The organism is Kitasatospora sp. NPDC004669 (assembly GCF_040609455.1).
GTDB lineage: Bacteria > Actinomycetota > Actinomycetes > Streptomycetales > Streptomycetaceae > Kitasatospora.
Window position 1 is genome coordinate 179077 of sequence record NZ_JBEXKB010000001.1, and the last position, 26244, is coordinate 205320.

Below are 26244 nucleotides of genomic sequence, written 5' to 3' on the forward strand. Positions count from 1 at the left end.
CGATTCCCGGCCCATGACATTTGTCATCGCCGACCCGTGGATCCGCACCGCCGACTCATGACGGCGCGCACTGCCCGCGCGACCGGGGCGGCGGAAGGCTGGAGGCATGGAAACGAGCCAGCCCTCCCGCCCCGGCGACAGCGTGATCGAGGTCACCGACCTGCACCGCCACTACGGCACCGGCGCCACCGAGTACCACGCCGTCCGCGGCGTCGACCTGACCATCGGCCGCGGCGAGCTGTTCGCCCTGCTGGGCACCAACGGGGCCGGCAAGACCTCCACCATGGAGCTCATCGAGGGCATGGCCGCGCCCACCCGCGGCACCGTCCGGGTGCTCGGCCGCGACCCCTTCACCGAACGCACCGCCGTCCGCCCGCGGATCGGCATCATGCTCCAGGAGGGCGGCTTCCCCGGCGAGCTCACCGCCGCCGAGACCGGCCGCGCCTGGGCCGGGATGACCAGCGGCGCCCGCCCGGTCGCGGAGGCGCTGGAGCTGGTCGGCCTCGGCCACCGCGCCGACGTCCGGGTCAAGCAGCTGTCCGGCGGCGAACGGCGCCGACTGGACCTCGCGATGGCCCTGCTCGGCCGCCCCGAGGTGCTGTTCCTGGACGAGCCCAGCACCGGCCTCGACCCGGAGGCGCGCGCCGCCGTCTGGCGGCTGGTCCGCGAACTGCGCGCCCAGGGCACCACGGTGCTGCTCACCACGCACTACCTGGAGGAGGCCGAGGAGCTCGCCGACCGGCTGGCCATCATGCGCGGCGGCCAGGTCGTCACCACCGGCACCGTCGCCGAGGTGATCGCCGGCCGGCCATCCCGGATCGGCTTCGAGCTCCCCGTGTCCACCGGGGCCGCGCTGCCCTTCCTGCCCGGGGCCGAGGTCACCGTCGACGGCCGCAAGGTCACCGTGCAGACCGTCGGCCTCCAGGACACCCTCACCGACCTGCTCGGCTGGGCCCGGCACCACGGGATCGCGCTCGGCGCCCTGGACGCCCGCAGCGCCTCGCTGGAGGAGGCCTTCCTCGCCATCGCCTCCGAGGCCGCCGACCAGGCCCCGCCGCAGGCCCCCGCCGCCCCCGTCCGTCCCACCCGCCGCCGCCTGATCGGATCCGCCCGATGACCACCGCCGCTCCCACCACCACCGGCGCCACCACCGGCGCCACCACCACCGGCCCGCAGAGCACCACCGCCCTCCGCCTGCTCGCCCTCGGCCGCGCCGAGGCCACCCTGCTGGTGCGCAACCGGACCGCCCTGTTCACCGCCCTGGTGCTGCCGCTGGTGCTGATCAGCTCCCTCCGCGGACTGCTCAAGAAGCAGGCCGAGAGCAACCCCGGGCTGGACGTCGACTCGCTGCTGATCTACGGCTCGGTCGGGATGATCCTGGCCTTCGTCGTGTACTACAACCTGACCGCCGCGTACGTCGGGCGGCGCGGCGAGCTGGTGCTCAAGCGGCTGCGCACCGGCGAGGCCGGGGACCTGGAGATCCTGCTCGGCACGGCCGTCCCCTCGCTCGCCCTCGGCCTGCTGATGTCCGCCCTGATCGGGATCGGCGGCAGCGTCGGCCTGCACCTGCGCGTGCCGGTCAACCCGGTGCTTATGCTGGTCGGCCTGGTGCTGACCCTGGGCACCATGATCGCCCTGGCCGCGTTGTCCAGCGCCTTCACCAAGACCGTGGAGAGCGCGGGCATCACCACCCTGCCGGTCATGCTGATCATGCAGTTCGGCTCCGGCCTGTTCGTCCCGCTGGAGATCATGCCGTCGCAGCTGGCCGACATCTGCCGCCTGCTGCCGACCACCCCGGCCTTCCAGCTGATCCGGGTCGGCTGGTTCGGCACCGACGGCTCCGCCCCGGCGACCGACTTCATGGGCAGCTGGGGCGCAGCCGCCCCGCACATGGTCACCGGTCTCGTCTGGCTGGGCCTGGCGGTCTGGGGCGCGGTCCGGTACTTCCGCTGGGAGCCGCGCCGCTGAGCCCGCAGCTGACCGACAGTCGGCAATCCGAAGGACCGTCCCCGGTTCGACCTCTGATATGAAGGCGGAAAGCACGATCGCGGTCGAACTGGGGGCGGAAGAATTGAGAATGCGGTCACCGCTTCACACGTGGAAGCGTCTGAACAAAGCGAGGCGCAGTGAGCTCTACCTCCGCTGGTCGCTCTGCCTGATGGCGCTGTTCCTGCCGTTCTGCGTGCTGGCCGCCGCCGGCACCGCGATCCACCAGCCCGGGGCCGGCCCCGCGATCCGGGTCGCCCTGGTCATCGGCCTCGCCGCCGGCCTGGTGCTGCTGAAGACCTACCGGGTGGCACTCGACCACTACCTCCACCGCCCCGTCGACCACCTCCGCTGGATCGTCGTCTCCACCGGCCTGGCCGTGGGCGGTTCCTGGGCGGTCCTGCTGCTCGGTCCGAGCGGCAACCTGACGAGGGACCCGGCCGGATCGACCTTCACCCTGCTCGTCGCCGGCTACCTGGTGCTCTTCACCTTCGGCGCGGTCGGCGTGGGGCTCACCCCGCGGTGGACCGCCCTGGTCGGGCTCGGCATGCTGCTGGCGGTCGGCCCCGCTGGGGTGCTGGCCGGGTACGGCATCGCCCAGACCGCGGGGTTCCTGCTCTCGCTGAGCTTCGGCCTGGCCCTCTACGCCGGCAGCTGCCGCAGCTTCGCCTGGCTGACCGCAGTGGTCTGGGAGCTGGACGCCGCCCGCGAGGCGCAGTCCCGGCTGGCCGTCGCCGAGGAGCGGCTGCGCTTCTCCCGCGACCTGCACGACGTGATGGGCCGCAACCTCACCACCATCGCGCTGAAGAGCGAGCTCGCCGTCCAGCTCGCCCGGCGCGGGCGCCCGGAGGCCGCCGACCAGATGGCCGAGGTGCAGAAGATCGCCCAGGACTCGCAGCGCGAGGTCCGGGACGTCATCCGCGGCTACCGCACCGCCGACCTGCACGCCGAGGCGATCGGCGCCCGCGCGGTGCTGCGCTCCGCCGACATCGCCTGCGAGATCGACCTCGGCGAGGACGCCGACGGGCTGCCGACGCCGGTGCAGTCGGTGCTCGGCTGGGTGATCCGCGAGGCCACCACCAACGTACTGCGGCACAGCGAGGCCGCCCACTGCCTGATCCGGCTGCGGCAGGAGCGCGGGCGAGCGGTGCTGGAGCTGGAGAATGACGGGGTGCCCGCCGTGCCGGTCCCGTCCCAGGGCAGCGGCACCGGTCTGCGCGGCCTGCGCGAGCGGCTCGCCGCCCACGACGGCGAGCTGACCGTCCCGACCGCCGAGGCGGGTACCTTCCGGATGCTCGCCACCGTCCCGCTGCCGAGCTGAGAACGCCCGAGGAAGGCCCTCCGATGACCGACACCGCGCCCACCGCGCCCATCCGCGTCCTGCTCGCCGACGACGAGCACCTGATCCGGGGCGCGCTGGCCGCGCTGCTCTCGCTGGAGGACGACATCGAGGTGGTCGCCCAGGCCGGCTCCGGCCCGGAGGCACTGGCGATGGCCCAGGCGCACCGGCCGGACATCGCGGTGCTGGACCTCCAGATGCCCGGCAAGGACGGCATCGAGACGGCCACCGAGCTGCGCCGGCTGCTGCCGGACTGCCGCTGCATGATCGTCACCGGCCACGGCCGCCCCGGTTACCTCAAGCGGGCGCTGGAGGTCGGAGTGCGCGGCTTCCTGCCGAAGACCGTCTCGGCGGCCGACCTGGCCGGCATCATCCGCACCGTGCGGTCCGGCGGCCGGTACGTGGACCCGGAGCTGGCGGCGGACGCGATCAGCGCCGGGGAGACCCCGCTGACCCCGCGCGAGACGGACGTCCTGGAGCTGGCCGCGGACGGCACCCCGATCGCGGAGATCGCCGCGCGGGCCGCGCTGTCCCAGGGCACCGTGCGCAACTACCTGTCCTCGGCGGCCACCAAGCTGGGCGCGGAGAACCGCCACGCGGCGGTGCGGATCGCCCGCGAGCACGGCTGGATCTGAGGCCGTACCCGCGGGCGGTTCGAAAGGCTCAGACCCAGCTGGTGCCGGTCAGCCGCTCGTACACCTCGATGTACTTGGCCCGGGTCCGCTCGACCACCTCGGCCGGCAGCTCCGGCGGCGGCTGCTCGCTGTAGCGGTCCCAGCCGGAGGCCGGGGAGACCAGCCAGTCGCGGATCAGCTGCTTGTCGAAGGACGACTGCGAGCGGCCCGGCTGGTACTCGTCGGCCGGCCAGTAACGGGAGGAGTCCGGCGTGAGCACCTCGTCGCCGATCACCAGCTCGCCGTCCAGCAGACCGAACTCGAACTTGGTGTCGGCCAGGATGATGCCGCGGTCGCGGGCGATGTCCCGGGCCCGGGCGTAGACGTCCAGGGTGGTGCGGCGCACCTGGTCGGCCAGCTCGGCGCCGATCCGGCGGGCGGTCTCCTCGTAGGGGACGTTCTCGTCGTGCTCGCCGACCTCGGCCTTGAGCGCCGGGGTGTAGATCGGGGCGGGCAGCTCGGAGCTGTTCTCCAGGCCCTCCGGCAGGGCGATGCCGCAGACCGTACGGCTCTCGTCGTACTCGGTCAGGCCGGAGCCGGCCAGGTAGCCGCGGGCGACCGCCTCGACCGGGATCATGTCCAGGTTCTTGCAGATCAGCGTGCGGCCCTTCCAGTCGGCGGGGGCGCCGGCCGGGACCTCGGTGGAGATCACGTGGTTGGGCACGATGTCGGCGATCCGCTCGAACCACCAGAGCGAGAGCTGGGTGAGGACGCGCCCCTTGTCCGGGATCTCGTTCGGCAGCACCCAGTCGTGGGCGGACATCCGGTCGCTGGCGACCATCACCAGCTCGCCCGACCCGGTGCGGTAGAGGTCGCGCACCTTGCCGGTGTGCAGGTGGACCAGGCCGGGCACCTGGACCGGCTCGGGCTTGGTGACAAATCCGCTCAAGGTGTCTCAGTCCTCAGGGGTCGTTCACGGGCATGGGGCACCGCGAAAGGGGAGGTCACTGCCCCCGCAGTCTTTCATGCCTCCCGGAGCTCAGTTCTTGCAGAGCCGGTCCAGCAGGTTGGCGGTGGCCCGCTGGATCCGTTCGTCGGTCAGGCCGGGGCGGCCCAGCGCGGGCGACCAGGCGAAGGTGCCGGCCGCGAAGACGTACGCGCCGCTGGGTGCCCGGTACAGCGAGGTCTCCTGGTAGCGGGTGCGGCCGGACGGGTCCTGGTACGGCGAGTGCGCCAGCAGCACCCGCTCGGTGTGCTCGGGCAGCGCCACCTTGGGGTAGTACCGGTCGGCCTCCCCCGCGACCAGACCGGGCAGCTCGTCGCCCTCCTGCAGCCCGGTGCCGTCCCAGAGCCAGTGCGCGGTGTGTCGGGCGACCAGCGGGACGGGCGCGGCGACCCGGCCCGAGTACTGCACCCCCAGCAGGTGCTGCTCGGGCTCCCCGGCGTCCCGCCACAGCGCGCTGGTCGCGCCCGGCACCCCGGCGGCCGGGCTGCCGGGCGCGACCTTCTGGCGCTTGCGGCAGTTGAGCAGCCGGTTGGGCTCGCCGGAGGCGGCGGCGGTCAGCTCGACCCGCCAGTACATGGTGTTGGCGGACAGGAAGACCAGCGAGGTGCCGCCGTCCCGGGCCCGCTCGGCGGCCCGGCGCATCGGCTCGGACCAGTACTCGTCGTGGCCGGGGAAGACCAGCGCCCGGTGCTCGGCCGGGTCCACCAGGCCGGCGTGCAGGTCGGTGGCGGTGGCGTAGGAGAGGTCGTAGCCGTAGCGCTCGGCCCAGCGGATGAAGTCGTACGCGTGGCCGACGTGCAGCGGCAGCCCGGCGGTGGCGTGCGGGCGGTCGAAGGAGACGGTGACGGCCGCCTCGGCCTCGCCGACCAGGCCGCCCCGGCCGTCCCAGGCGTGGTACAGGCTGGCGCCGGTGCGGCCGTCCTCGGGGAACAGGTTGTATGCCTGCCAGGTCACGTCCGGGACCACCAGGAGCAGTTCGGCCGTACGCCCCTGCTCCTGCTCCGCGAAGTCCCGTACGGTGAACGGGATGTGGCTGCGGTGCAGCATGTCCGCGGTGGTCAGCACGGCGACGTACGCGCCGGGCTTCCAGTGCGCCGGGATCTGCAGGCGCCAGGAGTGCCACCAGTGGTGGCAGGAGACCGTCCGCTCGACCACCAGCGGGGCGGGCTGGGCCAGCCCGGCGATCAGCGGACTGGACGTCATGTGCCGGGCGCCGTCGCCGCCGTAGTGGCCGATCCGGTAGACGTCCACGGTGAACTCGCGGGGCGGGTTGACGGTGACCCGGAAGTCCACCGAGCCGCCGGGGCGGATCACCCCGGCCGAGGCGAAGCCCTTGATCTGCTGGTCCACGTCGTTGGAGCTCTGCGGGGTGCCGACCGGCGGCTTGGGCCGCGCGCCGGCCGTCAGCGGCTGCTGGCCGGGGGCGTCCACCGAGACGTACCAGGGCACGGCGCCCTCCGCCCCCGCCAGGTACTGGTCGGGGCTGCGCAGCCAGGGCAGCGGGCCCTGGCCGAAGGGGTCGGAGACGCTGTACGCATGCGTTCCCGACTCCCAGCGGCGGTTGAGTTCGGTCCCCACGCGCCCCTCCCAGGTGCACCTCCGCCCGGTTGGCACGTGCCCCCCGGATGTGCGTGCGGTCTAATACACCACACCGCGCTGGCGCTGCGTCACCCCACGGTAGCAATTGGTGTCGGGAATCTTGCGGGCCGTCCGGACCGGGCCTCCGGCCTGCGGAGACGGCCGACGACCGGACGCGACGGGGGCGCGTGTCGGGGCGCCGAGCGCCCTCTGTGGCCGATGTGACGTCAGGGGTGTTCCGAGGCGATCCGGGGCGATCCGGGGCGTTCAGAGGCGCACGGGCTTCTCCAGGCGGACCTCGGCCGCGTCCAGCCAGGCGCGCAGCGGACCGTCCTGGCCCTGCTCCACGGCCTGGGCGACCGGCCCGGCCAGGTCGGTGCGGCGGACCCCGCCGAGCAGCAGCACCGGGCCGTCCAGCCAGTCCAGGCCCGGGGCGCCGCCCGCGGTGTCCACAGCGGCGCAGGAGACCATCGCGGTGACGTGGTCGACCAGCAGGTCGCGGCCGGTGCGGTCGGGTTCGAGCAGCGGGGCCGGGGTGGTGGTGCGGGCGAGCTGGGCGGCGAGGGCGGCGGCCAGCTGCTCTCCGTCGCCCTCGGCGAGCCGGACCAGCAGCCGGGTGAGGGTCGGGGCGCCGGGGCGGGACTGCGGGGCGAGCCGGTCCAGCGCGGACTGCAGGGTGGCCGCTCGGGCCCGCCAGCCGGCGTCCACCACCTCGGCCGGGTAGTCGGCCCACTCCAGCTCGTGCCAGGCGCCGGCCGCCGGGCGACCGAAGAACAGCTCGGCGGCGAGCCGGGAGACCGCCCGGTCCACCGCGCCGGGCTCCTCCAGCAGGTCGCAGGCGGGGCGGTGGCCGAGCCGGTTGCCGTAGCCGTCGGCCAGCCGGTCGCGGCGGGACAGCTCGGTGAGCGCGGCGACCACACCGGCATTGAGGTGCGCGGGGTGGCGGCCGAGCCGCCAGGCGGGCAGCGCGACCCGGGTGAGCAGCCGGTCCCAGCCGGCGTAGGCCAGGCCCACCTGTTCCTGGGCGGCGATCCGCAGACCGTAGTCGACCGTTCGGGCATGCTCGGAGGCCCAGCTCGCGACGGACCGCTCCAGCTCGGCGGAGTGGCCCCGGCAGGCGCCCAGCAGGCGGCGGGTGATCCGCCGGGTGACCCGCTCGGCGAGCGCGGCCGGGGCGCGGCGGGGCGGAGGGGGCGGGACGGCCAGGGTGCCGCCGCCGAGGCCGGGGGCCGCGCCCGCGCCGGAGTCCAGGCAGGCGTCCAGGCTGCGCAGGAAGCGGCGGGCGGCGGCGATCTCCGGGTCGGCGGAGGCGGCGGCGCCGGCCACCACGGGGGCGAGCAGGGCGCGCAGCTCGCCGGACCGCATCCACCACAGGAACGGCGAGCCGATCACCAGCACCGGCGCGGGCGGCGCGGGGTGCGGCCGCAGCGGGCCGGGCCGCTTCACCGGCGGGAGGTCCTCCAGCCAGCTGTCGCAGTCCGGGGTGAGCGCGATCGCGGAGGGCGCGGGCACGTCCAGCCGGTCGGCGAGTTCGTCGATCAGCCGGTACAGCTCGGGGGCCTCGGCACGGGCGACCGGGACGGCCGGGGTCCGCGGCGGGACGGCCCGACGGTAGGCGCGGGCGGTCAGCCCGGCCACCAGCAGGGTCAGGGCGGCGACCGCGCAGACCGCCCAGCGGGCGGCGTCCCAGCCGGCGGCGTCGGACGAGCCGGGCGCGCCGATCCGTCCGGTGAACCGGCCCGCGAGCAGGACCACGGCGACGGCGGCGGGCAGGACGGCGGCGGCCAGGGCCAGGCCTCGGACCCGCAGGACCGCCTGGGCGTGAGCGCGCGCGGTGTCGACTGCGGCCATACGGTGCGGCACCCCCTTCGGAGCCCTCGGGCGCCCGGCTACGGGCCCTGAGCCGACTCGAAATGATCAGTTCCGACCGGGGAGCGGAGGCGTCCGATCCCCGGCAGTGCATGCTGTGTGGCGCTACTGACATTTTCGACGCCCCGGTCCGGGCGGGTGTTCCGGATCGACCCGGTTCCACTCGTCCCGGTGACGTCGCCCGGATTCCGGACGCCTGCGACCGGTCCGGTGCGAAGCACCCGGGCGACCGCCGGGCCGAACGCCGTCCAGCATCCCCCCGCGGGCGCGCCGCTACCCGGCGGCGACCCCGGCGCACGGCCTCGTCGCACTGCGATCCAGCGCACCATAAGGCCGGGCGGCCGGTTACGTCAGCCGGATGCGGTTGCTGTCACCCGATGGGCTGGAATCCGGCCGCCGAACGGTGCGCCGCCCCCGGATTCACCCCCACCTCGGAAACGCCGGGGGCACTGCGCCCATGGGGGTTGAATCGCCCCCTCCGGGGCTCGCCCGCCTCCGGGGCGCTCGCACACGGCGCGGCCCCCGTGCGGGCGATTCGCACGGGGGCCGCGGGGCTGCGGGTGCGCTACGCGGTGGCCGCCTTGAGCGCGATGTCGGTGCGGTGCTGGCCGCCCTTGAGGGAGATCCGGTCCACGGCGGCGTACGCGCGGCCGCGCGCCTCGGCCAGGTCGGCGCCGGTCGCGGTGACCGACAGGACGCGGCCGCCGGCGCTCAGCACCCGGCCGTCCTCGTCCGCCCTCGTGCCGGCGTGCAGGACGAACGCGGTACCGTCCGCCTCGGCCTCGGCCAGGCCCTCGATCGGGTCGCCGGTGCGCGGGGCGGCCGGGTAGCCCTCGGAGGCGATGACCACGGTGACGGCCGCGTCCTCGTCCCAGCGCAGCGGCTCCAGCTGGTCCAGGGTGCCGGTGGCGGAGGCCATCAGCACACCGGCCAGCGGGGTGCGCAGCCGGGCCAGCACGACCTGGGTCTCCGGGTCGCCGAAGCGGGCGTTGAACTCGATCACCCGGGTGCCGCGCGAGGTGAGCGCCAGGCCCGCGTAGAGCAGGCCGGAGAACTCGGTGCCGCGCCGGCGCAGCTCGTCCACGGTCGGCTGCAGGACGGTCTCCAGGACCTCCTCGACCAGCCCGGCCGGCGCCCAGGGCAGCGGCGAGTAGGCGCCCATGCCACCGGTGTTGGGGCCCTCGTCGCCGTCCAGCGCGCGCTTGAAGTCCTGCGCGGGCTGCAGCGGCAGCACGGTGGTGCCGTCGGTGATCGCGAACAGCGAGACCTCGGGGCCGTCCAGGTACTCCTCGATGACCACGCGCTCGCAGGCGGCGGCGTGCGCCAGCGCGGCCTCGCGGTCGGAGGTGACCACGACGCCCTTGCCGGCGGCCAGGCCGTCGTCCTTGACCACGTACGGCGCGCCGAAGGCGTCCAGCGCCGCGGCGGCCTCCTCGGGGGTGGTGCAGACGTAGGAGCGGGCGGTGGGCACACCGGCCTCGGCCATCACATCCTTGGCGAAGGCCTTGGAGCCCTCCAGCTGCGCGGCGCCGGCGGAGGGACCGAACACCGGGATGCCGGCCGCGCGCAGCGGGTCGGCGACGCCGGCCACCAGCGGGGCCTCCGGGCCGACCACGACCAGGTCGGAGCCGAGGCGCCGGGCCAGCTCGGTGACCTGGGCACCGTCCAGCTGGTCGACCGGGTGCACCGTCGCCACCTGGGCGATCCCGGCGTTGCCCGGGGCACAGTGCAACTCGGTCACGGAGGGATCTTGGGACAGGGAGCGGCACAGGGCGTGTTCGCGGGCGCCGCCGCCGATGACGAGGACCTTCACGCCTGGCAGCGTAGTCGGTGGCCTGTTCAGGCCGCTCTCCGGTCCCGTCGGATCCTCCAGGAGAAGAGGTCCGTACGCCGACGACGTAGGAGGAACCTCCAAACCAGGAGGAGTCGGATAGGCGGCGGGTGTCCGGGTCAGGACGGCGGGTCACCGGGGCCTCGCTCGGACGGGTGAAATCTCGCCGCCCCCCGCAACCCGCTCACCTCGGGTTCCGGTGGCCGAAACCGATAACGATCACCTTGGAAGCGCCCCCACGGTCAGCCATTTGGCGGTAAGAAGTGCTGTTGGACAACCACCGGCGGACGCCACATCGGCCGGTGCGCCGCCAGACCCAGCCGCCCGCCCGCCACAGGGAGCCTCACAGGTGAGCCAGCCGGAAATGCAGCCCGAGGAGAGTGCCTGGGGCAAGGAGATCGGCGAGGAGGACCAGCCCACCGTCGCCGCCGTCGCCCGGCGGGCCTCCACCCGCCGCCGGACCGATCTGAGCACCCGGCAGTTCCCGCTCGGGGACTGGGGCGAGCCCGCCGAGCGGCTGGAGGAGCTCTACCGCTGGTCCGAGGAGCGGGCGGTCGAGGCGATCGAGTGGTACCGCCGGGACCGGATCTGGAAGCGCCGCTGGGCGCGACTGCTGCGCTTCGGCACGGCCGGTTTCGGGGTGGGCGGGGTGACCGCCCCGCTGGTGGACCTGACCGGCGCGGTCTCGCACGGCACCAGCTGGGGCTACGTGGGCCTGGCGCTCGCCGCCGCCTGTTACGGCACCGACCGGGTCTTCGGCCTCACCTCCGGCTGGATGCGGGACGTCTCCACCGCGCAGGCGCTGCAACGACGCCTGGAGGCCTTCCAGTTCGACTGGGCGTCGGAGTGCGTGCGCGAGGTGCTCGGCCCGACCGAGGGCACCGCCGGCGAGGCCGCCGAGCGCTGCCTGGGCGTGCTGCGGCGGTTCTGCGAGGACGTCTCGGACATGGTCCGTACCGAAACCTCGGAGTGGATGCTGGAGTTCCGTGCCTCGATGACCCAGCTGCCCACCCAGGCCCCCGGGGCCTGGGGCGGGCGCACCGAGTCCGGGATGGGCGCCCAGGTGCGGGTGCTGCCGCCGCCGGGGGCCAGGCCCACCATGCCGCGCCAGCGGCCGCCGGAGGGCCCGCTGCGGTAGTCGGCGGGCGGTGGTCGGGCGGGCGATCGCCGGCCCGGGGTGGCTGCCGGACGGCGACGCTATGCGAAGACGATCATCGAGCCCTGGGCGAGGCTCCGGGTCGCCGCCGCGTACAGGCCCGACCAGGCGTGCCGCTCGCGGGCGAAGGGGTGCACATCGTCGATCGGCGGCCCGAACGGTTGCTCCAGGCCGGTCGGGCCGAGCGGCCGGGTCGGGTCCGGCGGGTTGAGCGGGTCGATGCCCAGCGCCGGTGCCACGGCCTGCAGTTCGCGCAGCAGCCCGTGGCTGGAGCCGAGCGGGCCGCCGGAGGCGAGCAGCGCGTCGTCCACCAGCGGGGTCGGGAACTCGATCGGCACGTACGCGCCGGCGTGGTCGAAGTGCCAGACCAGGTGCGACTGTTCGGCGCTGCTCTCGAACATCTCCAGCAGCTGCTCGTAGTCGCCGCCGAGCGCGTCGACCGGGGTGATGTCCAGGCCGGTGAGGCCCAGCAGGTAGGCGCGGCGCAGGAAGTGCAGCGAGTCGTAGTCGAAGGCGGCTATCGGCTCGACCGCTCCGCTCAGCCCGGGGACGTACTGGTAGACCGGCACCTGGGGCAGCCCTCGGGAGGTCAGCACCGCGTTGTAGAGCGCGAGGTCGTCCCGGAAGGGGTTGTCGGGGCTGTGGCTCAGCACGTCCACCAGCGGGACGAGCCAGAGGTCGCAGGCCATGGCCGGCAGTTCCTCTCCGGACGGCGGGGATCGCCCGCGGGGCGGGGCGACGACGGGGGGCGGAGTCGGTACCCGGACGGCCCTTGCACGGGCAGCGGGTTCGACGCCCGCCCACCCTACCGGCCCGGCGCGGTGTGTGGACCGGGCCGTCCCTGCTGAGCCTCGGGCGTCGGTTCGGACAGCCGCCGGCCGAACCATCCGTTCGGCACCCAGCGCGGTTGCGGAACCAGCCCGAGGCCGAGGCCGAGCTCGCGGCCCAGCTCCCGACCGACGTCCTCGCCCCGTCGGGGCGGCCCCGGCCGGGCCGTTCCGGGCTCCACCGGGGGGTACGGTGCGGGCGACTCGACCGGCGCCGGCTCCGCCCCGGCGACCTCGGTGAGCAGCCCCAACACCGTCACCGACTCCAGCGGCCGCCCGGCCAGCTCGGCCAGCAGCCGGACGGTGAACAGGTTGTACTCACAGATGATCCGGTGCGCGCCTTCGAGGTCGTGGGCCCCGATCGCCTCGACCAGGTCCAGGTGGCGGTCCCAGCAGACCCCGGCCAGGGTGGGCGTCTCCCGCAGGTAGGGCGCGGCGAACATCCAGGACTGCACCCGCAGCCAGTCCAGGTAGTCCCCGATCCGGCGGTTGCCGAGCAGGGCGGAGACCTCCTGCCAGAACCGGCGGTCACAGCCCACCATCACGTCCAGGTTCCCGGCCCGGGCGGCCCGCACCGCCGCGTCGGCCCGGCGGCGCAGCGAGGGCAGCCGGGTGAGGTCGGGCAGCGCCCGGCGGGTGGAGAACTGGCGGTAGAAGCTGTCGGTGAGCAGCACCCTGGACTCGAAGATCTCCAGGAAGTCCTCCCAGCACAGCTCCGGCACCGTGAAGCCGCGGTGGTGCTCGGCCCGCAGCAGCCCCTGGGCGCCGAGGTCGACCAGCGCCTCGCGGGCCGGGGTCGCGGAGACGCCGTACTGCTCGGCGATCTCCTTGACGGTGAAGTTGCGACCGGCCGCCAGCCGGCCGGCCATCATCTCCTCGCGCAGGGCGCCGGCGATCTGCTCGCGCAGGCTGTTGCGGTGGATGACGGGACGGGGGGTGTCGCTTGCGCCGTTGCCGGACATGCGCGCGACCTCCTCGGGCAGGCCGCCGTGCCGACCCGCGACGGACCGGCCGACGAGCGGCAGGGAACACGACGAGTGCTCATCTTCTCAAACCGGCCCGGGGCAGGTACGAACCAACCCTCCCCAACCCTCCGGGGCTGCGGCTCCGGGGCGGGCCGGCGCTACCTCTGGACGGGCGCCGGGATGCCGAGCAGGCGGTCCCGCAGCACCGGGAAGTCCTCGCGCGCCTTGCCCACCTCGGCCGGGTCGAGCTCGACGGTCAGCACCTGCTCGCCGTCCCCCGCCTCGGCCAGCACCCGGCCCCACGGGTCCACCACGATGCTGTGCCCGGCCTGCTCGACCCCGGCGTGCGTCCCGGCGGTGTTGCAGGCCAGCACGAAGGCCTGCTCCTCCACCGCCCGGGCCCGGGCCAGCAGCGTCCAGTGCTCGCGCCGCCTGGCCGGCCAGGCAGCCGGGACCACCAGCAGCTGCGCGCCGGCGTCCAGCAGCGCCCGGAACAGCTCGGGGAAGCGCAGGTCGTAGCAGGTGGCCAGGCCCAGGGTGCCGAAGTCGGTGGGCGCGGTGACGATCTCCTGCCCGGCGCCCATCACCACCGCCTCGCCGCTGTCGAAGCCGAAGCGGTGGATCTTCCGGTAGGTGTGCACCAGCTCGCCGTCCGGGGCGAACAGCAGCGAGGTGTTGTAGATCGGCCCGTCCGGGTCCCGTTCGACGATCGAACCGGCGTGCAGCCAGACCCCGGCGGCCCGGGCGGCGGCCGCCATCGCGTCCGAGGTGGGCCCGTCCAGGGTCTCGGCGCCCTCCGACCAGAGGTCGTAGGCGAAGCCGCCGAGCGGCCACAACTCCGGCAGCACCACCAGGTCGGCGCCCTGCTGCGCCCGTACCAGCGACACGGCCCGGGCCCGCCGTTCGGCGGGCGGCTCGGCGTCGGAGACCGCGAGTTGGATCAATGAAGCGCGCACAGTACCACCGTCCACGGCAAGAGACCTACGATCGTCACCCGAAAGCGCTGCCCAGTTGTCTCCCGGCAGCGTAACGTGCGGTTAGCGTGTGCGCCCGGAAGCCGGACCATCCCGGCCGACCGCGACGGCCGGGCGCGGAGCGTAGGAAAGCTGACAGAGGGCCGGAGATTCCCGTGACGGACAACCAGACCGTGCAGGCTTACACCGAGGCGTGGACGCAGAGCATCGAGTCCATATCGGAGCTGGTCGCCCCCCTCCCCGAAGGATCCTGGAACCGGGCCACCGAGTGCCCGGGCTGGTCGGTCCGGGACATCGTGTCGCACGTGATCGCGGTCGAGTCCGAGCTGCTGGGCGACCCGCGCCCGATCCACTCGCTGCCGCGTGATCTTCGCCACGTGACCACCGAGTTCGCCCGCTACATCGAACTGCCGGTCGACAAGCGCCGCTGCCACACCGCGCTGGAGATGACCAGCGAGCTGGAGTACACGATCATCCGCCGCTCCCGCGCGCTGCGGAACGCCAAGCAGACGCCCGACGAACTGGTCCGCTGGCCGGCCGGGCCGCTGGCCGGGGACGTCGCGTACCACGAGCTGCTGCGGCGGCGGGCCTTCGACGTCTGGGTGCACGAGCAGGACCTGCGCCGGGCCCTGGAGACCCCCGGCAACCTGGACGCCCCGGGCGCGCTGGTGACCCGGGACTTCCTGCTGGAGCAGCTGCCCAAGGCCGTCGCCCACGGCGCCGGCGCCCCGGCCGGGACGACCCTGGTGGTGGACGTCACCGGCCCGGTGGAGTTCCTGCGCACCGTCCGGGTGGACGGCGCCGGACGCGGCACCATGGACGAGTCGATCAGCCTGGCCCCCGACGTCCAGCTCACCATGGGCTGGGAGACCTACCTGCGGCTCGCCTGCGGGCGCGGCCGGCCCGGCCCGGTGAGCGTGGAGGGCGACAAGGAGCTGGCCGAGCGGGTGCTGGCCAACTTCTCCGTCACGATCTGATCCGTCACAATCTGAGGCCGCTGGGGCGTGTCCGACACGCCCCGAGGCCCGCCGTACGGATCAGGACGCGGCTGCGACCTTCCGGCGCAGCCGCAGGATCATCACGGTGCCCACCGCCAGCGGGACGTACTGCCAGCAGAACGCCCAGCGGAAGGCGGAGGCCGAGTACGCCCCGGTGCCGTCCGGGGAGAGCGCGTCCAGCAGCACGCCGACGCCGAACAGGGTGATCATCGTGCCGATGAAACCGCCCATGTTGACGATCCCGGAGGCGGTGCCGAGCCGCTCCACCGGGTTGCGGGCGCGGGCGTAGTCCAGGCCGACCAGCGAGGCCGGGCCGTTGCCGCCCATCACCAGAATGATCCCGACCAGCAGCCAGGTCGGCGGGTGCCCGCCCGGCCAGGCCAGCACCAGCGCCCAGCCGAGCCCGGTGGCCGCGAGGACGCCGAACACGATCGGCATCCGGGCCCGGGCGGTGCGGGAGAGCACCCGGCCGAAGACGAAGCCGAAGCTCATGTTGGAGAGCACCAGCAGGGTCAGCAGCCCGCCGGCCGCGGCCCGGGACATGCCCTGTGCCTCCACCAGGTAGGGCAGGCCCCAGAGCAGGCCGAAGGTGTTGCCGGGGAACTGGGTGGTGAAGTGGATCCACAGGCCGAGCCTGGTGCCCGGCTCCCGCCAGCAGTCGAGGACCTGGCGGCCGATCCCGGCCCGCTCCCGCCGCTCGACCGGTCGGACCGGCCCCTCCTGCGCGGGCGCGTCCTTCAGGAACAGCGCGACCAGCGCGAACACCGCCACCCCGAGCAGCGCGATCGCGGTGAAGGTGGGCGTCCAGCCCTCGCTGTGCAGCGCCTGGGCGAGCACCACGGTGGTGACCAGGTTGCCGCCCATCCCGGCCAGGCCGGTCAGCTGGGCGACGAACGGGTTCTTCGCCGCCGGGAACCAGCGGGCGGCGATCCGCAGCACGCTGATGAAGGTCATCGCGTCGCCGCAGCCGAGCACCGCCCGGGAGGCCAGCGCGGGAGCGAAGGAGGAGCTGAACGCGAAGGCCAGCTGGCCGGTGCTGAGCAGCACCACGCCGAGCAGCAGCACCCGGCGCGGCCCGAACCGGTCCACCAGCAGGCCGACCGGGACCTGCATGGCCGCGTAGACCAGCACCTGGAGGATCGAGAAGGTGGACAGCGCCGAGGCACCGATGCCGAAGCGCTCGGCGGCGTCCAGTCCGGCCACGCCGAGGCTGGTGCGGTGGATGACGGCCAGGACGTAGACGCTGACGCCGACGGACCAGGCCAGCCAGGCCGCGCGCCCGCCGGGCGGCGCGGGCGCGGTGGCGGCCGGGGGCTCGACGGTGGGCCGGGGAGCGGGGACGGACAGGGACGGGGCTGAACGAGCTGGCTCCACGGTCATAGTTCGCCCAGGTTAGTCATCCCATGATTGGACGCCCAGTCCGGGGCGAGGACGACCCGTCAGCCGGTCACCGTCCAGGACACCGACCTGGTCATGTAGCGGGCCCGGAAGGCCTCGTCCCGCACCCAGTCCGTGGTGTCCCGGACGGTCGCGGTCACGGTGGCCGTCCGGCCCGGGGCCAGGTCCAGCTGCGCGGTGTCCAGCCGGGCGCCGTCCGCGGCCTTCGGCGTCACCGGGACGCCGTCCACCGTCCACTCCACCGTCAGCTGCCGGGTGCCGGTCAGCGGCAGCGGCCGGACGTCCAGCCGGGGGCGCCCGGCCACCTCCCCGGGCGGCGGCGAGGGGGCGTCGGTCGGCCGGACCTTGCGGTACAGCTCCTCGATGATCGCCTCGCGCGAGGGCAGGTTGTAGGCGCTGCCCAGAGTGCGCATCACCGAGTCGGGGGAGGGCCGGTAGAGGCCGTTGGCGTTGCGGTACGCCCCGACGGTCCCGGCGCCGTCCGGGGACTCGGCGCCCAGCCAGCGCCACCACTTGGTCTGCTTCTTGCGCATGTCGTCGGCGTCGACGGTGGAGAGGTTCGGGTAGTCGGCGTCGTCCGGGGCGCTGTCGTACTCGTCGCCGAGGTCCCCCACGGTGTGCCCGATCTCGTGCTGGATGATCCGCCCGGCGTCCGGGCTGCCCCCGGCCAGGGTGGTCACCCCGGTGCCCCCGGCGCCGCCGTACTCGGCGGAGTTGGCCAGCGCTATCAGGTACTGCGGCCCGGCGCCGTCCCCCGCGTACCGGGCGGTGGCGGACTCGTCGGCGCACAGCAGCCGGGCGGTGCCCTCGCACCAGAAGTGCATCCCGAGCGGGGTGGCGGGGTTGCGGCCGCGGCTCTCGGTCTCGGCTATCCCGGAGACCGGGGAGACCACCTCGACCCGCCTTATGTTGAAGAACCCCTGGTAGGTGCGGAACGGCTCGATGTCCATCAGCGCGCGCCAGGCCTTGTCGGCCTGCTGCCGGAACAGCTCCTGCTCGTCTCCGGTGTAGCCGTCGCCGAGCAGGACCAGGGTGATCCGGTTGGCCGGGTCCCCGGTGCGACGTATGTCGAAGGTCGGGGCGGCCGCGGGTACCCGCTGGTCGGCGCGGAGCGCGGTGTGCGGCGGCACCGCCCGGTCGACGGGGGCGCCCGCCCCGATCACACCGAACGGCGAGGGGCCGACCAGCTCCAGGGCGGCGGGGAGTACGGCGGTGGACACCAGCACGAGCGCGGCCAGACTTCGGACGAGACGGCCTGGGGTGCCAGAAGGCATACGGGTTCGTCCTCGGGGCTCCGGTCACCCGGCGTCGCCCGGGTGGTGGAGCGGAGACGTACCCGGACCGGCGTGTCGCCCCAACCGGCCGAAGAAAATGTCACCGACCTGGCCGAACGATTCCTGTCGTCCAAGCCATACCAATCAATCCCGCCAGCTCAATCCCGCCAGCTCAATCCCGGCGGCGCTTCCCCAGGTCCAGCACCAGGTGCGTCCCGAGCCCGAAGAGCAGCCCCCAGAAGGCCGAGCCGATGCCGAACAGGCTCATCCCCGAGGCGCTCGCCAGGAAGGTCACCACCGCCGCGTCCCGCCCGCGCTCCTCGGCCACCGCCGCCGCCAGACTGCCCTGCAGCGAGGCCAGCAGCGCGACCCCGGCGATCACCGCGATCAGCTCCTTCGGCAGGCCGGTGAACAGGCTCACCAGCACCCCGCCGAAGCTGCCCACCAGCACGTACAGCGCGGCCGAGGACATCCCCGCCACGTACCGGCGGCGCGGGTCCGGGTGGGCCTCCGGGCCCGAGCAGATCGCCGCCGTGATCGCCGCCAGGTTCACCCCGGGCGAGCCGAAGGGCGCCATCAGCATCGACATCGCGCCGGTCGAGCCGATCAGCAGCCGGTCGTCCGCCCGGTAGCCGAAGGCCCGCATCACCCCGAGGCCCGGCGCGTTCTGCGAGGCCAGCGTGACGATGGTGAGCGGCAGCGCCAGCCCCACCAGGGCCGACCAGGAGAAGGCCGGCACGGTCAGCACCGGCACGGTCGGCCCGCCCGAGCCCAGGTGCAGCGGCAGCCCGACGGTGAACGCCGCCAGCACCCCGCCGACCAGCAGCGCGACCGGGACGGCGTACCGGGGCGCGAACCGCTTGGCCAGCAGGAAAGCCGCGAAACCGCCCACCACCAGCACCGGCGCGCTGTGCACGGCGCCGAAGATCCCGGCGCCGAAGGAGAACAGGATGCCCGCCAGCATCGCGTTCACGATCCCCACCGGCACCGCCTCGATCAACCGGCCGAACCAGCCGGTCACCCCGAACAGCGCCACCACCGCGGCGCTCACCAGGAACGCCCCGACCGCCTCCCGGTACGGGTAGTCGCCCAGGCCGGTCACCAGCAGCGCGGCCCCCGGGGTGGACCAGGCGGTGATCACCGGCGTGCGGGTCCACCAGCTGAGCACGAAGCCGCTCACCCCGCTGCCGATCGCCACCGCCCAGATCCAGGACGCCGTGTGCGTCGGGTCCAGCCGCCCGGCGGCCGCCGCGGCGAGCACCACCACCAGCGGCCCCGAGAAGGACACCACGACGCACACCAGTCCTGCCAGCAGCGCCGGCCCCGACACGTCCCGTCGCAGCGACCGACGTTCCCCACTCCCGACCGGCTCTGCCTCCGGTCGGATCGTCAGCTCATCCGTCATTCCGGCAGTATCCCGAAGCCCGCCCGAAGACTCACGAAAAAACTTTTGAACCCACCTGCAACCCCCGGCGGGGATGCACGTCTATCAGGGTGAAGGCACGGAGAGCGAGACCGGCAGAGCCGGGGGGCGCTTCCGCTCACGAAGGAGCGGGGCCGGTCGCCTTCGCCAACACACCGTCAGTCACATGACCCTGGGGAGTCACGTCATGCACACGTCCGTTATCACCCGTTTTGCGAAGAACGACCGCGCCTTCTCCGGCCGCCGCCGCATCGCCGCCCTCGCCGCCACCGCCGTCCTCGCGGGCGGTGTCCAGGTCCTCGCGATGAGCGACACCGCCTGGGCCTGCGGCGACGCTCGGTACGACACTCCGCCGGCCGTCACCGGCGGCGTGATGCAGCAGGCCCCCTCCGGGGACTTCCGGGCGCCCTTCACCAACACCCTCACCGCCGACGGCGGTTGGACCGAGTACAGCGTCGAGATGGCCAACTTCACCGGGGGCGACCTTCCCAAGGTCACGCCGAGCTTCAGCCTGTCGTCCCTGTCGCACACCGCCCTGCGGGTCAAGGACGTCCGGGTCGAGGTCATGCAGAACGGTGCCTGGAAGCCGCTCAAGGTGAACGCGGGCTGCATCGGCCTCGACGCCGACACCAACTCCCTGACCCAGCCGCTGTCCAACGGCCGCGCCGCCAACTTCATGTTCCGGGTCTCCCTCTCCCCGAACACTCCGCAGGACGTGACCGAGCTGGCCGTGGTGACGGATGCCTACGCCAACAACGGCAACGAGGGGCACTGGGGCAACCGCAGCGTGAAGGTCCTCCACCCGAAGACCGCCGAGGCGAAGCCCGCCTCCGCCGCCAAGCCCGCACCCACCAAGCCGGCCAAGCCCGCCGCGGCCGTGCCCGCCGCCGACAACACCCCCGCCGAGAAGCCCGCCGAGAAGGCCCCGGCCGAGAAGCCCGCTGCCGCTGCCGCCCCGGCGACCACCGCGCCGGCCGGCACCCCCGAGCTGGCCCACACCGGCGCCGCCGAGAACAACACCTTCCTCGCCGTCTCCTCCGCCGCGCTGCTCGCGCTCGGCGGCGGCGTCCTGATCGCCGTCCGCCGCCTCCGTCCCCGGCGGTAGTCGACGGGCGGACACGACGAAGGGGCCCTCCTCCGTACGGCGGTACGGAGGAGGGCCCCTTCCTCACTTCCGGCGAACCGTCAGCCCCAGGTGATCAGGCGCTTCGGGTGCTCCAGCAGCGCGGCCACGTCGGCCAGCACCTTGGAGCCCAACTCCCCGTCCACCAGCCGGTGGTCGAAGGAGAGCGCGAGCGTGGTGACCTGGCGCGGGACGACCTTGCCCTTGTGCACCCACGGGAGCTCCCGGACCGCGCCGAAGGCGAGGATGGCCGCCTCGCCCGGGTTGAGGATCGGGGTGCCGGTGTCGACGCCGAAGACGCCGACGTTGGTGATGGTGACCGTGCCGCCCTGCATGTCGGCCGGCGAGGTCTTGCCCTGACGGGCCGTCTCCACCAGCTCGCCGAGCGCGACGGCCAGGCCGGAGAGGGTCCGGGACCCGGCGTCCTTGATGTTCGGGACGATCAGGCCGCGCGGGGTGGCCGCGGCGATGCCGAGGTTCACCTGACCCTTGATCACGATCTCCTGGGCCGCCTCGTCCCACTGGGCGTTGATCTCCGGGTGGCGCTTGATCGCGGTGAGCAGCGCCTTGGCGACCAGCAGCAGCGGGCTGACCCGGACGTCCCGGCCCAGCTCACCGCTCTCCTTGAGCCGGCGGACGAACTTCATCGTGCGGGTCACGTCGACCTGGACGAACTCGGTGACGTGCGGGGCGGTGAAGGCCGAGGCCACCATCGCCTGCGCGGTCGCCCTGCGGACGCCCTTGATCGGCACCCGGACGTCGCCCGCGCCGGGGACCGGCACCGGAGCCTCGACGACGGCGGCCGTCGGGGCCGCGGCGGCCTCGACCGGCTCGACGGCCGGAGCCGCCAGGGCCGCGGCGTGGGCGTGCACGTCCTCGCGGGTGATCACGCCGGCCGGGCCGGTCGGGGTGACGGCCCGCAGGTCGACGCCGAGGTCCTTGGCCAGCTTGCGCACCGGCGGCTTGGCCAACGGCCGCTCACCGACCGGCGCTTCGGCCACCGGGGCGGGCGCGGCCGGAGCCGGGGCGACCGGGGCGGCGGGCGCGGCCGGAGCCGGCTTGGGCGCGGCGACCGTCTTGGTGGTGGTCGTGCGCCGGGCCCGGCGCTGGGTGACGCCGGTGCGCGGGCCGTACCCGACCAGCACCTCGCGGCGCTCGGGCTCGGCCTCGTCGGCCGGCGCCTCCACAGCGGGGGCGGTCGCGGTGGCCGGAGCGGCCCCCGCCTCGCCGGCCACCGCGACCGAGATGATCACGGTGCCGACGTCGACCGTCGCACCCTCGGGGAAGAAGAGCCGCTCGACGACCCCGTTGAACGGGATCGGCAGCTCGACTGCCGCCTTGGCGGTCTCGACCTCGCAGACGACCTGCCCGTCGGTGACGGTGTCACCGGGCTTGACGTACCAGCTGAGGATCTCGGCCTCGGTGAGGCCCTCGCCCACGTCGGGCATCTTGAACTCGCGGAGCGAGCGAACTTCGGTGGTCATCTTCGCTCCCCGGTATCAGTACGCGAGCGCGCGGTCGACGGCGTCGAGCACGCGGTCCAGGTCGGGCAGGAAGGCCTCCTCGACCCGGGACGGCGGGTACGGCGCGTAGTAGCCGCCGACCCGCAGGACCGGTGCCTCCAGGTGGTAGAAGCACCGCTCCGTGAGCCGGGCGGCCAGCTCGGCGCCCATGCCCAGGAAGACCGGCGCCTCGTGCACCACGACGGCCCGTCCGGTGCGCTTGACCGACTCCTCCAGGGTGGTGAAGTCCACCGGGGAGAGGGAGCGCAGGTCGACGACCTCCAGCCGGCGGCCGTCCTCCTCGGCGGCCGCGGCGGCCTCCAGGCAGACCTTGACCATCGGGCCGTACGCGATCAGCGTCGCGTCGGTGCCGGGGCGGACGATCCGGGCGTCGTGCAGACCCAGGTCGGCGGCGGCGCCGACCTCGCCCTTGTCCCAGTAACGCCGCTTGGGCTCCAGGAAGATGACCGGGTCGTCCGACTCGATGGCCTGCCGCAGCATCCAGTGCGCGTCGTGCGCGCTGGCCGGGGTGACCACCCGCAGACCGGCGGTGTGCGCGAAGTACGCCTCGTGCGACTCGCTGTGGTGCTCGACCGCGCCGATACCACCCGCGTAGGGGATACGGACGGTGATCGGCATCTTGACGTGGCCCAGCGCACGGGCGTGCATCTTGGCCAGCTGGGAGACGATCTGGTCGAAGGCCGGGTAGACGAATCCGTCGAACTGGATCTCCACGACCGGGCGGTAGCCGCGCAGCGCGAGGCCGATCGCGGTGCCCATGATGCCGGACTCGGCCAGCGGGGTGTCGATCACCCGGCTCTCGCCGAAGTCCTTCTGCAGGCCGTCGGTGATCCGGAAGACGCCGCCGAGCTTGCCGATGTCCTCGCCCATCAGGACGGTCTTCGGGTCGTTCTCCAGCGACTTGCGCAGCGCCTCGTTGAGCGCCTTGGCGATGCTCAGCTGACCGGCCATCAGTGGTTCTCCCCCGCCTCGAAGGAGGCCGCGTACTCGATGTATTCGGCCCGTTCCTCATCGACCAGCGCGTGCGGCTCGCTGTACACGTGGTCGAAGATCAGCGTCGGGTCCGGGTCCGGCATGTTGCGCACGCCCTCGCGCACCCGCAGGCCCAGCTGCTCGCTCTCGGCGTCGACGGCGGCGAAGAACTCCTCGTCCGCCAGGCCCTCCTTCTCCAGGAGGGTGCGCAGCCGCAGGATCGGGTCCTTGGCCTTCCAGGCCTCGGTCTCCTCGGCGAGCCGGTAGCGGGTGGGGTCGTCGGAGGTGGTGTGCGCGCCCATCCGGTAGGTGAAGGCCTCGATCAGCACCGGGCCGTTGCCGCTGCGGGCGTAGTCGAGCGCCCAGCGGGAGACCGCGAGGCAGGCCAGCACGTCGTTGCCGTCCACCCGCACGCCCGGGAAGCCGAAGCCGGAGGCACGGCGGTACAGCGGGATCTTGGTCTGGGTGGTGGTGGGCTCGGAGATCGCCCACTGGTTGTTCTGGCAGAAGAACACCACCGGCGCGTTGTAGACCGAGGCGAAGGTGAAGGCCTCGTTGACGTCGCCCTGGCTGGAGGCGCCGTCGCCGAAGTACGCGATCACCGCGTCGTCGGCGCCGTCCTTGGTGATGCCCATCGCGTAACCGGTGGCGTGCAGGGCCTGCGCGCCGATCACGATGGTGTACAGGTGGAAGTTCTTCTCGTTCGGGTCCCAGCCGCCGTGGTTCACGCCGCGGAACATCCCGAGCAGGTTCAGCGGGTCGACGTCGCGGCACCAGGCCACACCGTGCTCGCGGTAGGTGGGGAAGGCGTAGTCGCCGGTGCGCATGGCGCGGCCGGAGCCGACCTGGGCGGCTTCCTGACCGAGCAGCGAGGCCCACAGACCCAGCTCACCCTGGCGCTGGAGGGCGGTCGCCTCGGCGTCGAACCGGCGCACCAGCACCAGGTCGCGGTAGAGGGAGCGCAGCTCCTCCGGAGTGGTGGTGAGGGGGTAGTCCGGGTGCTCGACCCGCTCGCCCTCCGGGGTGAGCAGCTGCACGAGCTCCGGCTGGGCGTCCGTACCCGTGGCGCGGAGGGTGCCAGGGACGTCGGGGGCCGCCTTCTTGCGAGCCCTCGCCGTACTTTTGGCCGTGCTTTTGACGGTCACGTTCACTCCTCGGTCTGTCCGGCCGCCCGGGGTCGCCGGTGACCGGTCCGGTCACCGCCTCGCGGGGCGCGCGTGGGTGTGCGCACCTACTGCGTGGCAGGTGGTGATCCTGTTCCGACGGCGTCCCTCACGAGAACGTTACCCAGCGTCCGCCCTTGGCGCGCTTGCGCTAGGACGTCCTACTTGTTCAGGGTCTACAACCCCGAGGGTGCCGCGCCCGGCTCGCCGTCGAAAGGGTGGGGGTGACGGTCGGCGTGACGCAGCTCTCAATTCGAGCGCCTTCAGGACACCAGCGCACGTTATCCGGGCGGACGCCCGTGCGTAAGGGGGTTCTCGGTATCGGTTTCGGCGACTGTGGCCGGATCACGTCATGACGCCGATGAGAACGATAGGCCTTGTGTAGGGTGATATGGGAGGCTTTGGGCGTGATTGATAACGGACAAATCAGGGTGTTCCTGCTCGACGATCACGAGGTCGTCCGACGGGGCGTGCGCGATCTGCTCTCGGTCGAGGATGACATCGAGGTGGTCGGCGAGGCCGGCACGGCCGCCGAGGCACTCACCCGGATCCCGGCGGTCCACCCCGACGTCGCGGTGCTCGACGTACGGCTGCCGGACGGCAACGGGGTCGAGGTCTGCCGCGAGATCCGTTCCCGGCTGCCGGAGATCAAGTGCCTGATGCTGACCTCCTTCTCGGACGACGAGGCACTGTTCGACTCGATCATGGCGGGCGCCTCCGGCTACGTCCTGAAGGCGATCCGCGGCACCGACCTGATCACCGCCGTCCGGGACGTCGCGGCCGGCCGCTCGCTGCTCGACCCGGTCGCCACCAGCCGGGTGCTCGCCCGGCTGCGCGACGGCGGCGAGAAGGAGGACGAGCGGCTGGCCCAACTCACCAAGCAGGAGCGGCGGATCCTCGATCTGATCGGTGAAGGGATGACCAATCGTCAGATCGGCAACGAGTTGCACCTGGCCGAGAAGACGGTGAAGAACTACGTCTCCAGTCTGCTCGCCAAGATGGGCATGGAGCGACGCACCCAGGCGGCGGCCTTCGTGGCGCGGCACCAGGCCGACCATCAGCACTGATCCGACCGCTGCACACGCCTGACGGTTTGTCAAGGGCCCCTACCGGGGGGCCATAACCTCTGCACGTGACTTTCAGCCAGACCCTCGCCTGCGCCCCGGCCCGCCCCGACCTCACCGCCCCGCCGATAGGGACCCTCAGTCCACCCGTCCCGCGCAGCGCACTCACCGAGGTCCTGGCCCGCTACCGGGTGGGGCGGCTGCTGACCGCCGAAGCGGTCGCCGAAGGCCTGCTGAACCGGGGCTACCGGGTCACCACCGAGGCCGGTTCCTACTTCCTGAAGTGCTACGTCGACGCCGCCACCGCCAACCGTCCGAAGATCCTCGCCCACCACCGCGCGATGACCGACCTGCACGCCCTCGGACTGCCCGTCGCGCCCCCGCTGACCTGCGCCGAACGCGTCGGCACGGTGGCCGGCCTGGACGGTCGGCTGTTCGCGCTCTTCCCCTGGGTCGATGGCCGACACCAGCACGGTACGGAGCTCCCCCCGTCGCAGTGCGACGCGCTCGGCGCGCTGCTCGGCCGACTGCACGGCGCGCTCGACGACGTCTGCGCCCCCCTCGACCAGCCCGCCGGCTACCGCAGCGCCGACCCTCGCGACAGCGCGGAACTCGCTCGCGACCTGCAACGCCGCGCCCGCGAGCACCGCCCGTACGGCGAACTGGACGCACTGGTCGAAGAACGGCTCGACGAACGGCTGGAACTGCTCGCCGAACACGCCCACCGCCGCCCCGACCCGCGTACCGCCCCGCCCACCGGCTGGACCCACGGCGACTTCCACGGCCTCAATCTGCTGTACGCCGACGGGCGCGTCACGGCCGTCCTGGACTGGGACAAGCTCGGCCCGCAGCCACGCGCGGAGGAGGCCGTCCGCGCCGCCACCCTGCTCTTCAACGACCGGGACACCGGCACCCTCGACCTGGTCCGGGTCCGCCGCTACTCACAGGCCTACCGGGCCTCCGGAGCCGCCACCGCCGAGCACCTGGCCGCAGCCGTCCACAGGGTCTGGTGGGAGCGGCTGAACGACTTCTGGATGCTGCAGTGGCGCTACCAGCGGGCCGACCACCGGGCCGACCCGCTCTACCCCGCCTCGGCGGGCCAGTTGGCGTGGTGGTGCCAGGAGTACGAGCAGGTCCTGGACGCCTTCGCCAACTGAGCCC

The 26244-nt window shown here is 73.4% G+C and carries 22 protein-coding genes; 9 read left to right on the plus strand and 13 right to left on the minus strand.

What is annotated here, in order from left to right; genetic code table 11:
* The first annotated feature begins 106 nt into the window (after positions 1-106).
* The 4 genes from ABZW30_RS00860 to ABZW30_RS00875 all read left to right on the plus strand — a co-directional run bounded on the left by ABZW30_RS00860 (position 107) and on the right by ABZW30_RS00875 (position 3960).
* Positions 107-1117 carry an ABC transporter ATP-binding protein gene (locus ABZW30_RS00860; protein WP_355668864.1) on the plus strand — a complete coding sequence of 337 codons (1011 nt, stop codon included), beginning with the start codon at positions 107-109 and terminating at the stop codon, positions 1115-1117.
* A complete protein-coding gene (locus tag ABZW30_RS00865) occupies positions 1114-1968 on the plus strand; it encodes an ABC transporter permease (protein ID WP_355668865.1) in 855 nt (284 codons plus the stop codon). The genes ABZW30_RS00860 and ABZW30_RS00865 overlap by 4 nt, the downstream gene beginning before the upstream one ends.
* A gap of 109 nt (positions 1969-2077) precedes the next feature.
* Positions 2078-3307 carry a sensor histidine kinase gene (locus tag ABZW30_RS00870; RefSeq protein WP_355668866.1) on the plus strand — a complete coding sequence of 410 codons (1230 nt, stop codon included), beginning with the start codon at positions 2078-2080 and terminating at the stop codon, positions 3305-3307.
* A 23-nt stretch (positions 3308-3330) separates the two neighbouring features.
* Positions 3331-3960, plus strand: coding sequence for a response regulator transcription factor (locus tag ABZW30_RS00875; protein WP_355668867.1), 630 nt, complete (start codon positions 3331-3333; stop codon positions 3958-3960).
* 28 nt (positions 3961-3988) lie between these two features.
* Here ABZW30_RS00875 and ABZW30_RS00880 read toward each other — a convergent pair whose 3' ends face one another.
* The 4 genes from ABZW30_RS00880 to purD all read right to left on the minus strand — a co-directional run bounded on the left by ABZW30_RS00880 (position 3989) and on the right by purD (position 10205).
* A complete protein-coding gene (locus ABZW30_RS00880) occupies positions 3989-4888 on the minus strand; it encodes a phosphoribosylaminoimidazolesuccinocarboxamide synthase (RefSeq protein WP_355668868.1) in 900 nt (299 codons plus the stop codon).
* 90 nt (positions 4889-4978) lie between these two features.
* Entirely contained in the window at positions 4979-6523 is a 1545-nt protein-coding gene (locus tag ABZW30_RS00885; protein ID WP_355668869.1) for a N,N-dimethylformamidase beta subunit family domain-containing protein, read from the minus strand.
* 267 nt (positions 6524-6790) lie between these two features.
* Positions 6791-8374: a hypothetical protein gene (locus ABZW30_RS00890; RefSeq protein WP_355668870.1), complete on the minus strand. Its 1584-nt coding sequence runs from the start codon at positions 8372-8374 to the stop codon at positions 6791-6793.
* 583 nt (positions 8375-8957) lie between these two features.
* Positions 8958-10205, minus strand: a complete 1248-nt coding sequence (gene purD, locus ABZW30_RS00895; protein ID WP_355668871.1) for a phosphoribosylamine--glycine ligase — start codon at positions 10203-10205, stop codon at positions 8958-8960.
* Between the two features lie 367 nt (positions 10206-10572).
* On the opposite strand from purD, the gene ABZW30_RS00900 reads away from it, so the two are divergent.
* Positions 10573-11361, plus strand: coding sequence for an SLATT domain-containing protein (locus ABZW30_RS00900; RefSeq protein ID WP_355668872.1), 789 nt, complete (start codon positions 10573-10575; stop codon positions 11359-11361).
* A 59-nt stretch (positions 11362-11420) separates the two neighbouring features.
* Here the strand turns inward: ABZW30_RS00900 and ABZW30_RS00905 are convergent, their stop codons facing one another.
* The 3 genes from ABZW30_RS00905 to ABZW30_RS00915 all read right to left on the minus strand — a co-directional run bounded on the left by ABZW30_RS00905 (position 11421) and on the right by ABZW30_RS00915 (position 14127).
* Entirely contained in the window at positions 11421-12068 is a 648-nt protein-coding gene (locus tag ABZW30_RS00905; RefSeq protein WP_355668873.1) for a hypothetical protein, read from the minus strand.
* 116 nt (positions 12069-12184) lie between these two features.
* Entirely contained in the window at positions 12185-13168 is a 984-nt protein-coding gene (locus tag ABZW30_RS00910) for a GntR family transcriptional regulator (protein WP_355668874.1), read from the minus strand.
* Positions 13169-13329: 161 nt separating this feature from the next.
* Positions 13330-14127 carry a carbon-nitrogen family hydrolase gene (locus ABZW30_RS00915; RefSeq protein ID WP_355668875.1) on the minus strand — a complete coding sequence of 266 codons (798 nt, stop codon included), beginning with the start codon at positions 14125-14127 and terminating at the stop codon, positions 13330-13332.
* A 173-nt stretch (positions 14128-14300) separates the two neighbouring features.
* Between ABZW30_RS00915 and ABZW30_RS00920 the strand changes: the two genes are divergently transcribed.
* Positions 14301-15122 (plus strand): maleylpyruvate isomerase family mycothiol-dependent enzyme, encoded by an 822-nt coding sequence (locus ABZW30_RS00920; RefSeq protein ID WP_355668876.1) that lies wholly within the window; start codon positions 14301-14303, stop codon positions 15120-15122.
* Positions 15123-15182: 60 nt separating this feature from the next.
* On the opposite strand, the gene ABZW30_RS00925 is transcribed toward ABZW30_RS00920, so the two are convergent.
* The 3 genes from ABZW30_RS00925 to ABZW30_RS00935 all read right to left on the minus strand — a co-directional run bounded on the left by ABZW30_RS00925 (position 15183) and on the right by ABZW30_RS00935 (position 19220).
* On the minus strand, positions 15183-16523 hold the full coding sequence (locus ABZW30_RS00925; protein ID WP_355668877.1) for an MFS transporter: 1341 nt from the start codon (positions 16521-16523) through the stop codon (positions 15183-15185).
* 59 nt (positions 16524-16582) lie between these two features.
* A complete protein-coding gene (locus ABZW30_RS00930) occupies positions 16583-17815 on the minus strand; it encodes a M64 family metallopeptidase (protein ID WP_355668878.1) in 1233 nt (410 codons plus the stop codon).
* 172 nt (positions 17816-17987) lie between these two features.
* Positions 17988-19220, minus strand: a complete 1233-nt coding sequence (locus tag ABZW30_RS00935) for a benzoate/H(+) symporter BenE family transporter (protein WP_355668879.1) — start codon at positions 19218-19220, stop codon at positions 17988-17990.
* A gap of 205 nt (positions 19221-19425) precedes the next feature.
* Between ABZW30_RS00935 and ABZW30_RS00940 the strand changes: the two genes are divergently transcribed.
* Positions 19426-20343: an LPXTG cell wall anchor domain-containing protein gene (locus ABZW30_RS00940; protein ID WP_355668880.1), complete on the plus strand. Its 918-nt coding sequence runs from the start codon at positions 19426-19428 to the stop codon at positions 20341-20343.
* An 80-nt stretch (positions 20344-20423) separates the two neighbouring features.
* Here ABZW30_RS00940 and ABZW30_RS00945 read toward each other — a convergent pair whose 3' ends face one another.
* Genes ABZW30_RS00945 through pdhA form a run of 3 tightly spaced genes read right to left on the minus strand, consistent with a single transcriptional unit; the run spans position 20424 to position 24001 of the window.
* On the minus strand, positions 20424-21845 hold the full coding sequence (locus ABZW30_RS00945; protein ID WP_355668881.1) for a dihydrolipoamide acetyltransferase family protein: 1422 nt from the start codon (positions 21843-21845) through the stop codon (positions 20424-20426).
* A gap of 15 nt (positions 21846-21860) precedes the next feature.
* Positions 21861-22838, minus strand: coding sequence for an alpha-ketoacid dehydrogenase subunit beta (locus tag ABZW30_RS00950; RefSeq protein WP_355669034.1), 978 nt, complete (start codon positions 22836-22838; stop codon positions 21861-21863).
* Complete coding sequence (pdhA, locus tag ABZW30_RS00955; RefSeq protein ID WP_355668882.1) at positions 22835-24001, minus strand: pyruvate dehydrogenase (acetyl-transferring) E1 component subunit alpha; 1167 nt, start codon at positions 23999-24001, stop codon at positions 22835-22837. Before pdhA ends, ABZW30_RS00950 begins: the two co-directional genes overlap by 4 nt.
* A gap of 425 nt (positions 24002-24426) precedes the next feature.
* On the opposite strand from pdhA, the gene ABZW30_RS00960 reads away from it, so the two are divergent.
* Positions 24427-25086, plus strand: a complete 660-nt coding sequence (locus tag ABZW30_RS00960) for a response regulator transcription factor (RefSeq protein WP_355668883.1) — start codon at positions 24427-24429, stop codon at positions 25084-25086.
* A 65-nt stretch (positions 25087-25151) separates the two neighbouring features.
* Positions 25152-26240 carry a phosphotransferase gene (locus tag ABZW30_RS00965; RefSeq protein WP_355668884.1) on the plus strand — a complete coding sequence of 363 codons (1089 nt, stop codon included), beginning with the start codon at positions 25152-25154 and terminating at the stop codon, positions 26238-26240.
* Positions 26241-26244 lie beyond the last annotated feature (4 nt).

What these genes read in the sequence shown, in the direction of transcription:
- ABZW30_RS00860 (WP_355668864.1), top strand. Translation starts at nt 107, where the DNA reads ATGGAAACGAGCCAGCCCTCCCGCCCCGGCGACAGCGTGATCGAGGTC.
- ABZW30_RS00865 (WP_355668865.1), top strand. Translation starts at nt 1,114, where the DNA reads ATGACCACCGCCGCTCCCACCACCACCGGCGCCACCACCGGCGCCACC.
- ABZW30_RS00870 (WP_355668866.1), top strand. Translation starts at nt 2,078, where the DNA reads ATGCGGTCACCGCTTCACACGTGGAAGCGTCTGAACAAAGCGAGGCGC.
- ABZW30_RS00875 (WP_355668867.1), top strand. Translation starts at nt 3,331, where the DNA reads ATGACCGACACCGCGCCCACCGCGCCCATCCGCGTCCTGCTCGCCGAC.
- ABZW30_RS00890 (WP_355668870.1), bottom strand. Translation starts at nt 8,374, where the DNA reads ATGGCCGCAGTCGACACCGCGCGCGCTCACGCCCAGGCGGTCCTGCGG.
- ABZW30_RS00905 (WP_355668873.1), bottom strand. Translation starts at nt 12,068, where the DNA reads ATGGCCTGCGACCTCTGGCTCGTCCCGCTGGTGGACGTGCTGAGCCAC.
- ABZW30_RS00910 (WP_355668874.1), bottom strand. Translation starts at nt 13,168, where the DNA reads ATGTCCGGCAACGGCGCAAGCGACACCCCCCGTCCCGTCATCCACCGC.
- ABZW30_RS00925 (WP_355668877.1), bottom strand. Translation starts at nt 16,523, where the DNA reads ATGACCGTGGAGCCAGCTCGTTCAGCCCCGTCCCTGTCCGTCCCCGCT.
- ABZW30_RS00930 (WP_355668878.1), bottom strand. Translation starts at nt 17,815, where the DNA reads ATGCCTTCTGGCACCCCAGGCCGTCTCGTCCGAAGTCTGGCCGCGCTC.
- ABZW30_RS00935 (WP_355668879.1), bottom strand. Translation starts at nt 19,220, where the DNA reads ATGACGGATGAGCTGACGATCCGACCGGAGGCAGAGCCGGTCGGGAGT.
- ABZW30_RS00940 (WP_355668880.1), top strand. Translation starts at nt 19,426, where the DNA reads ATGCACACGTCCGTTATCACCCGTTTTGCGAAGAACGACCGCGCCTTC.
- ABZW30_RS00945 (WP_355668881.1), bottom strand. Translation starts at nt 21,845, where the DNA reads ATGACCACCGAAGTTCGCTCGCTCCGCGAGTTCAAGATGCCCGACGTG.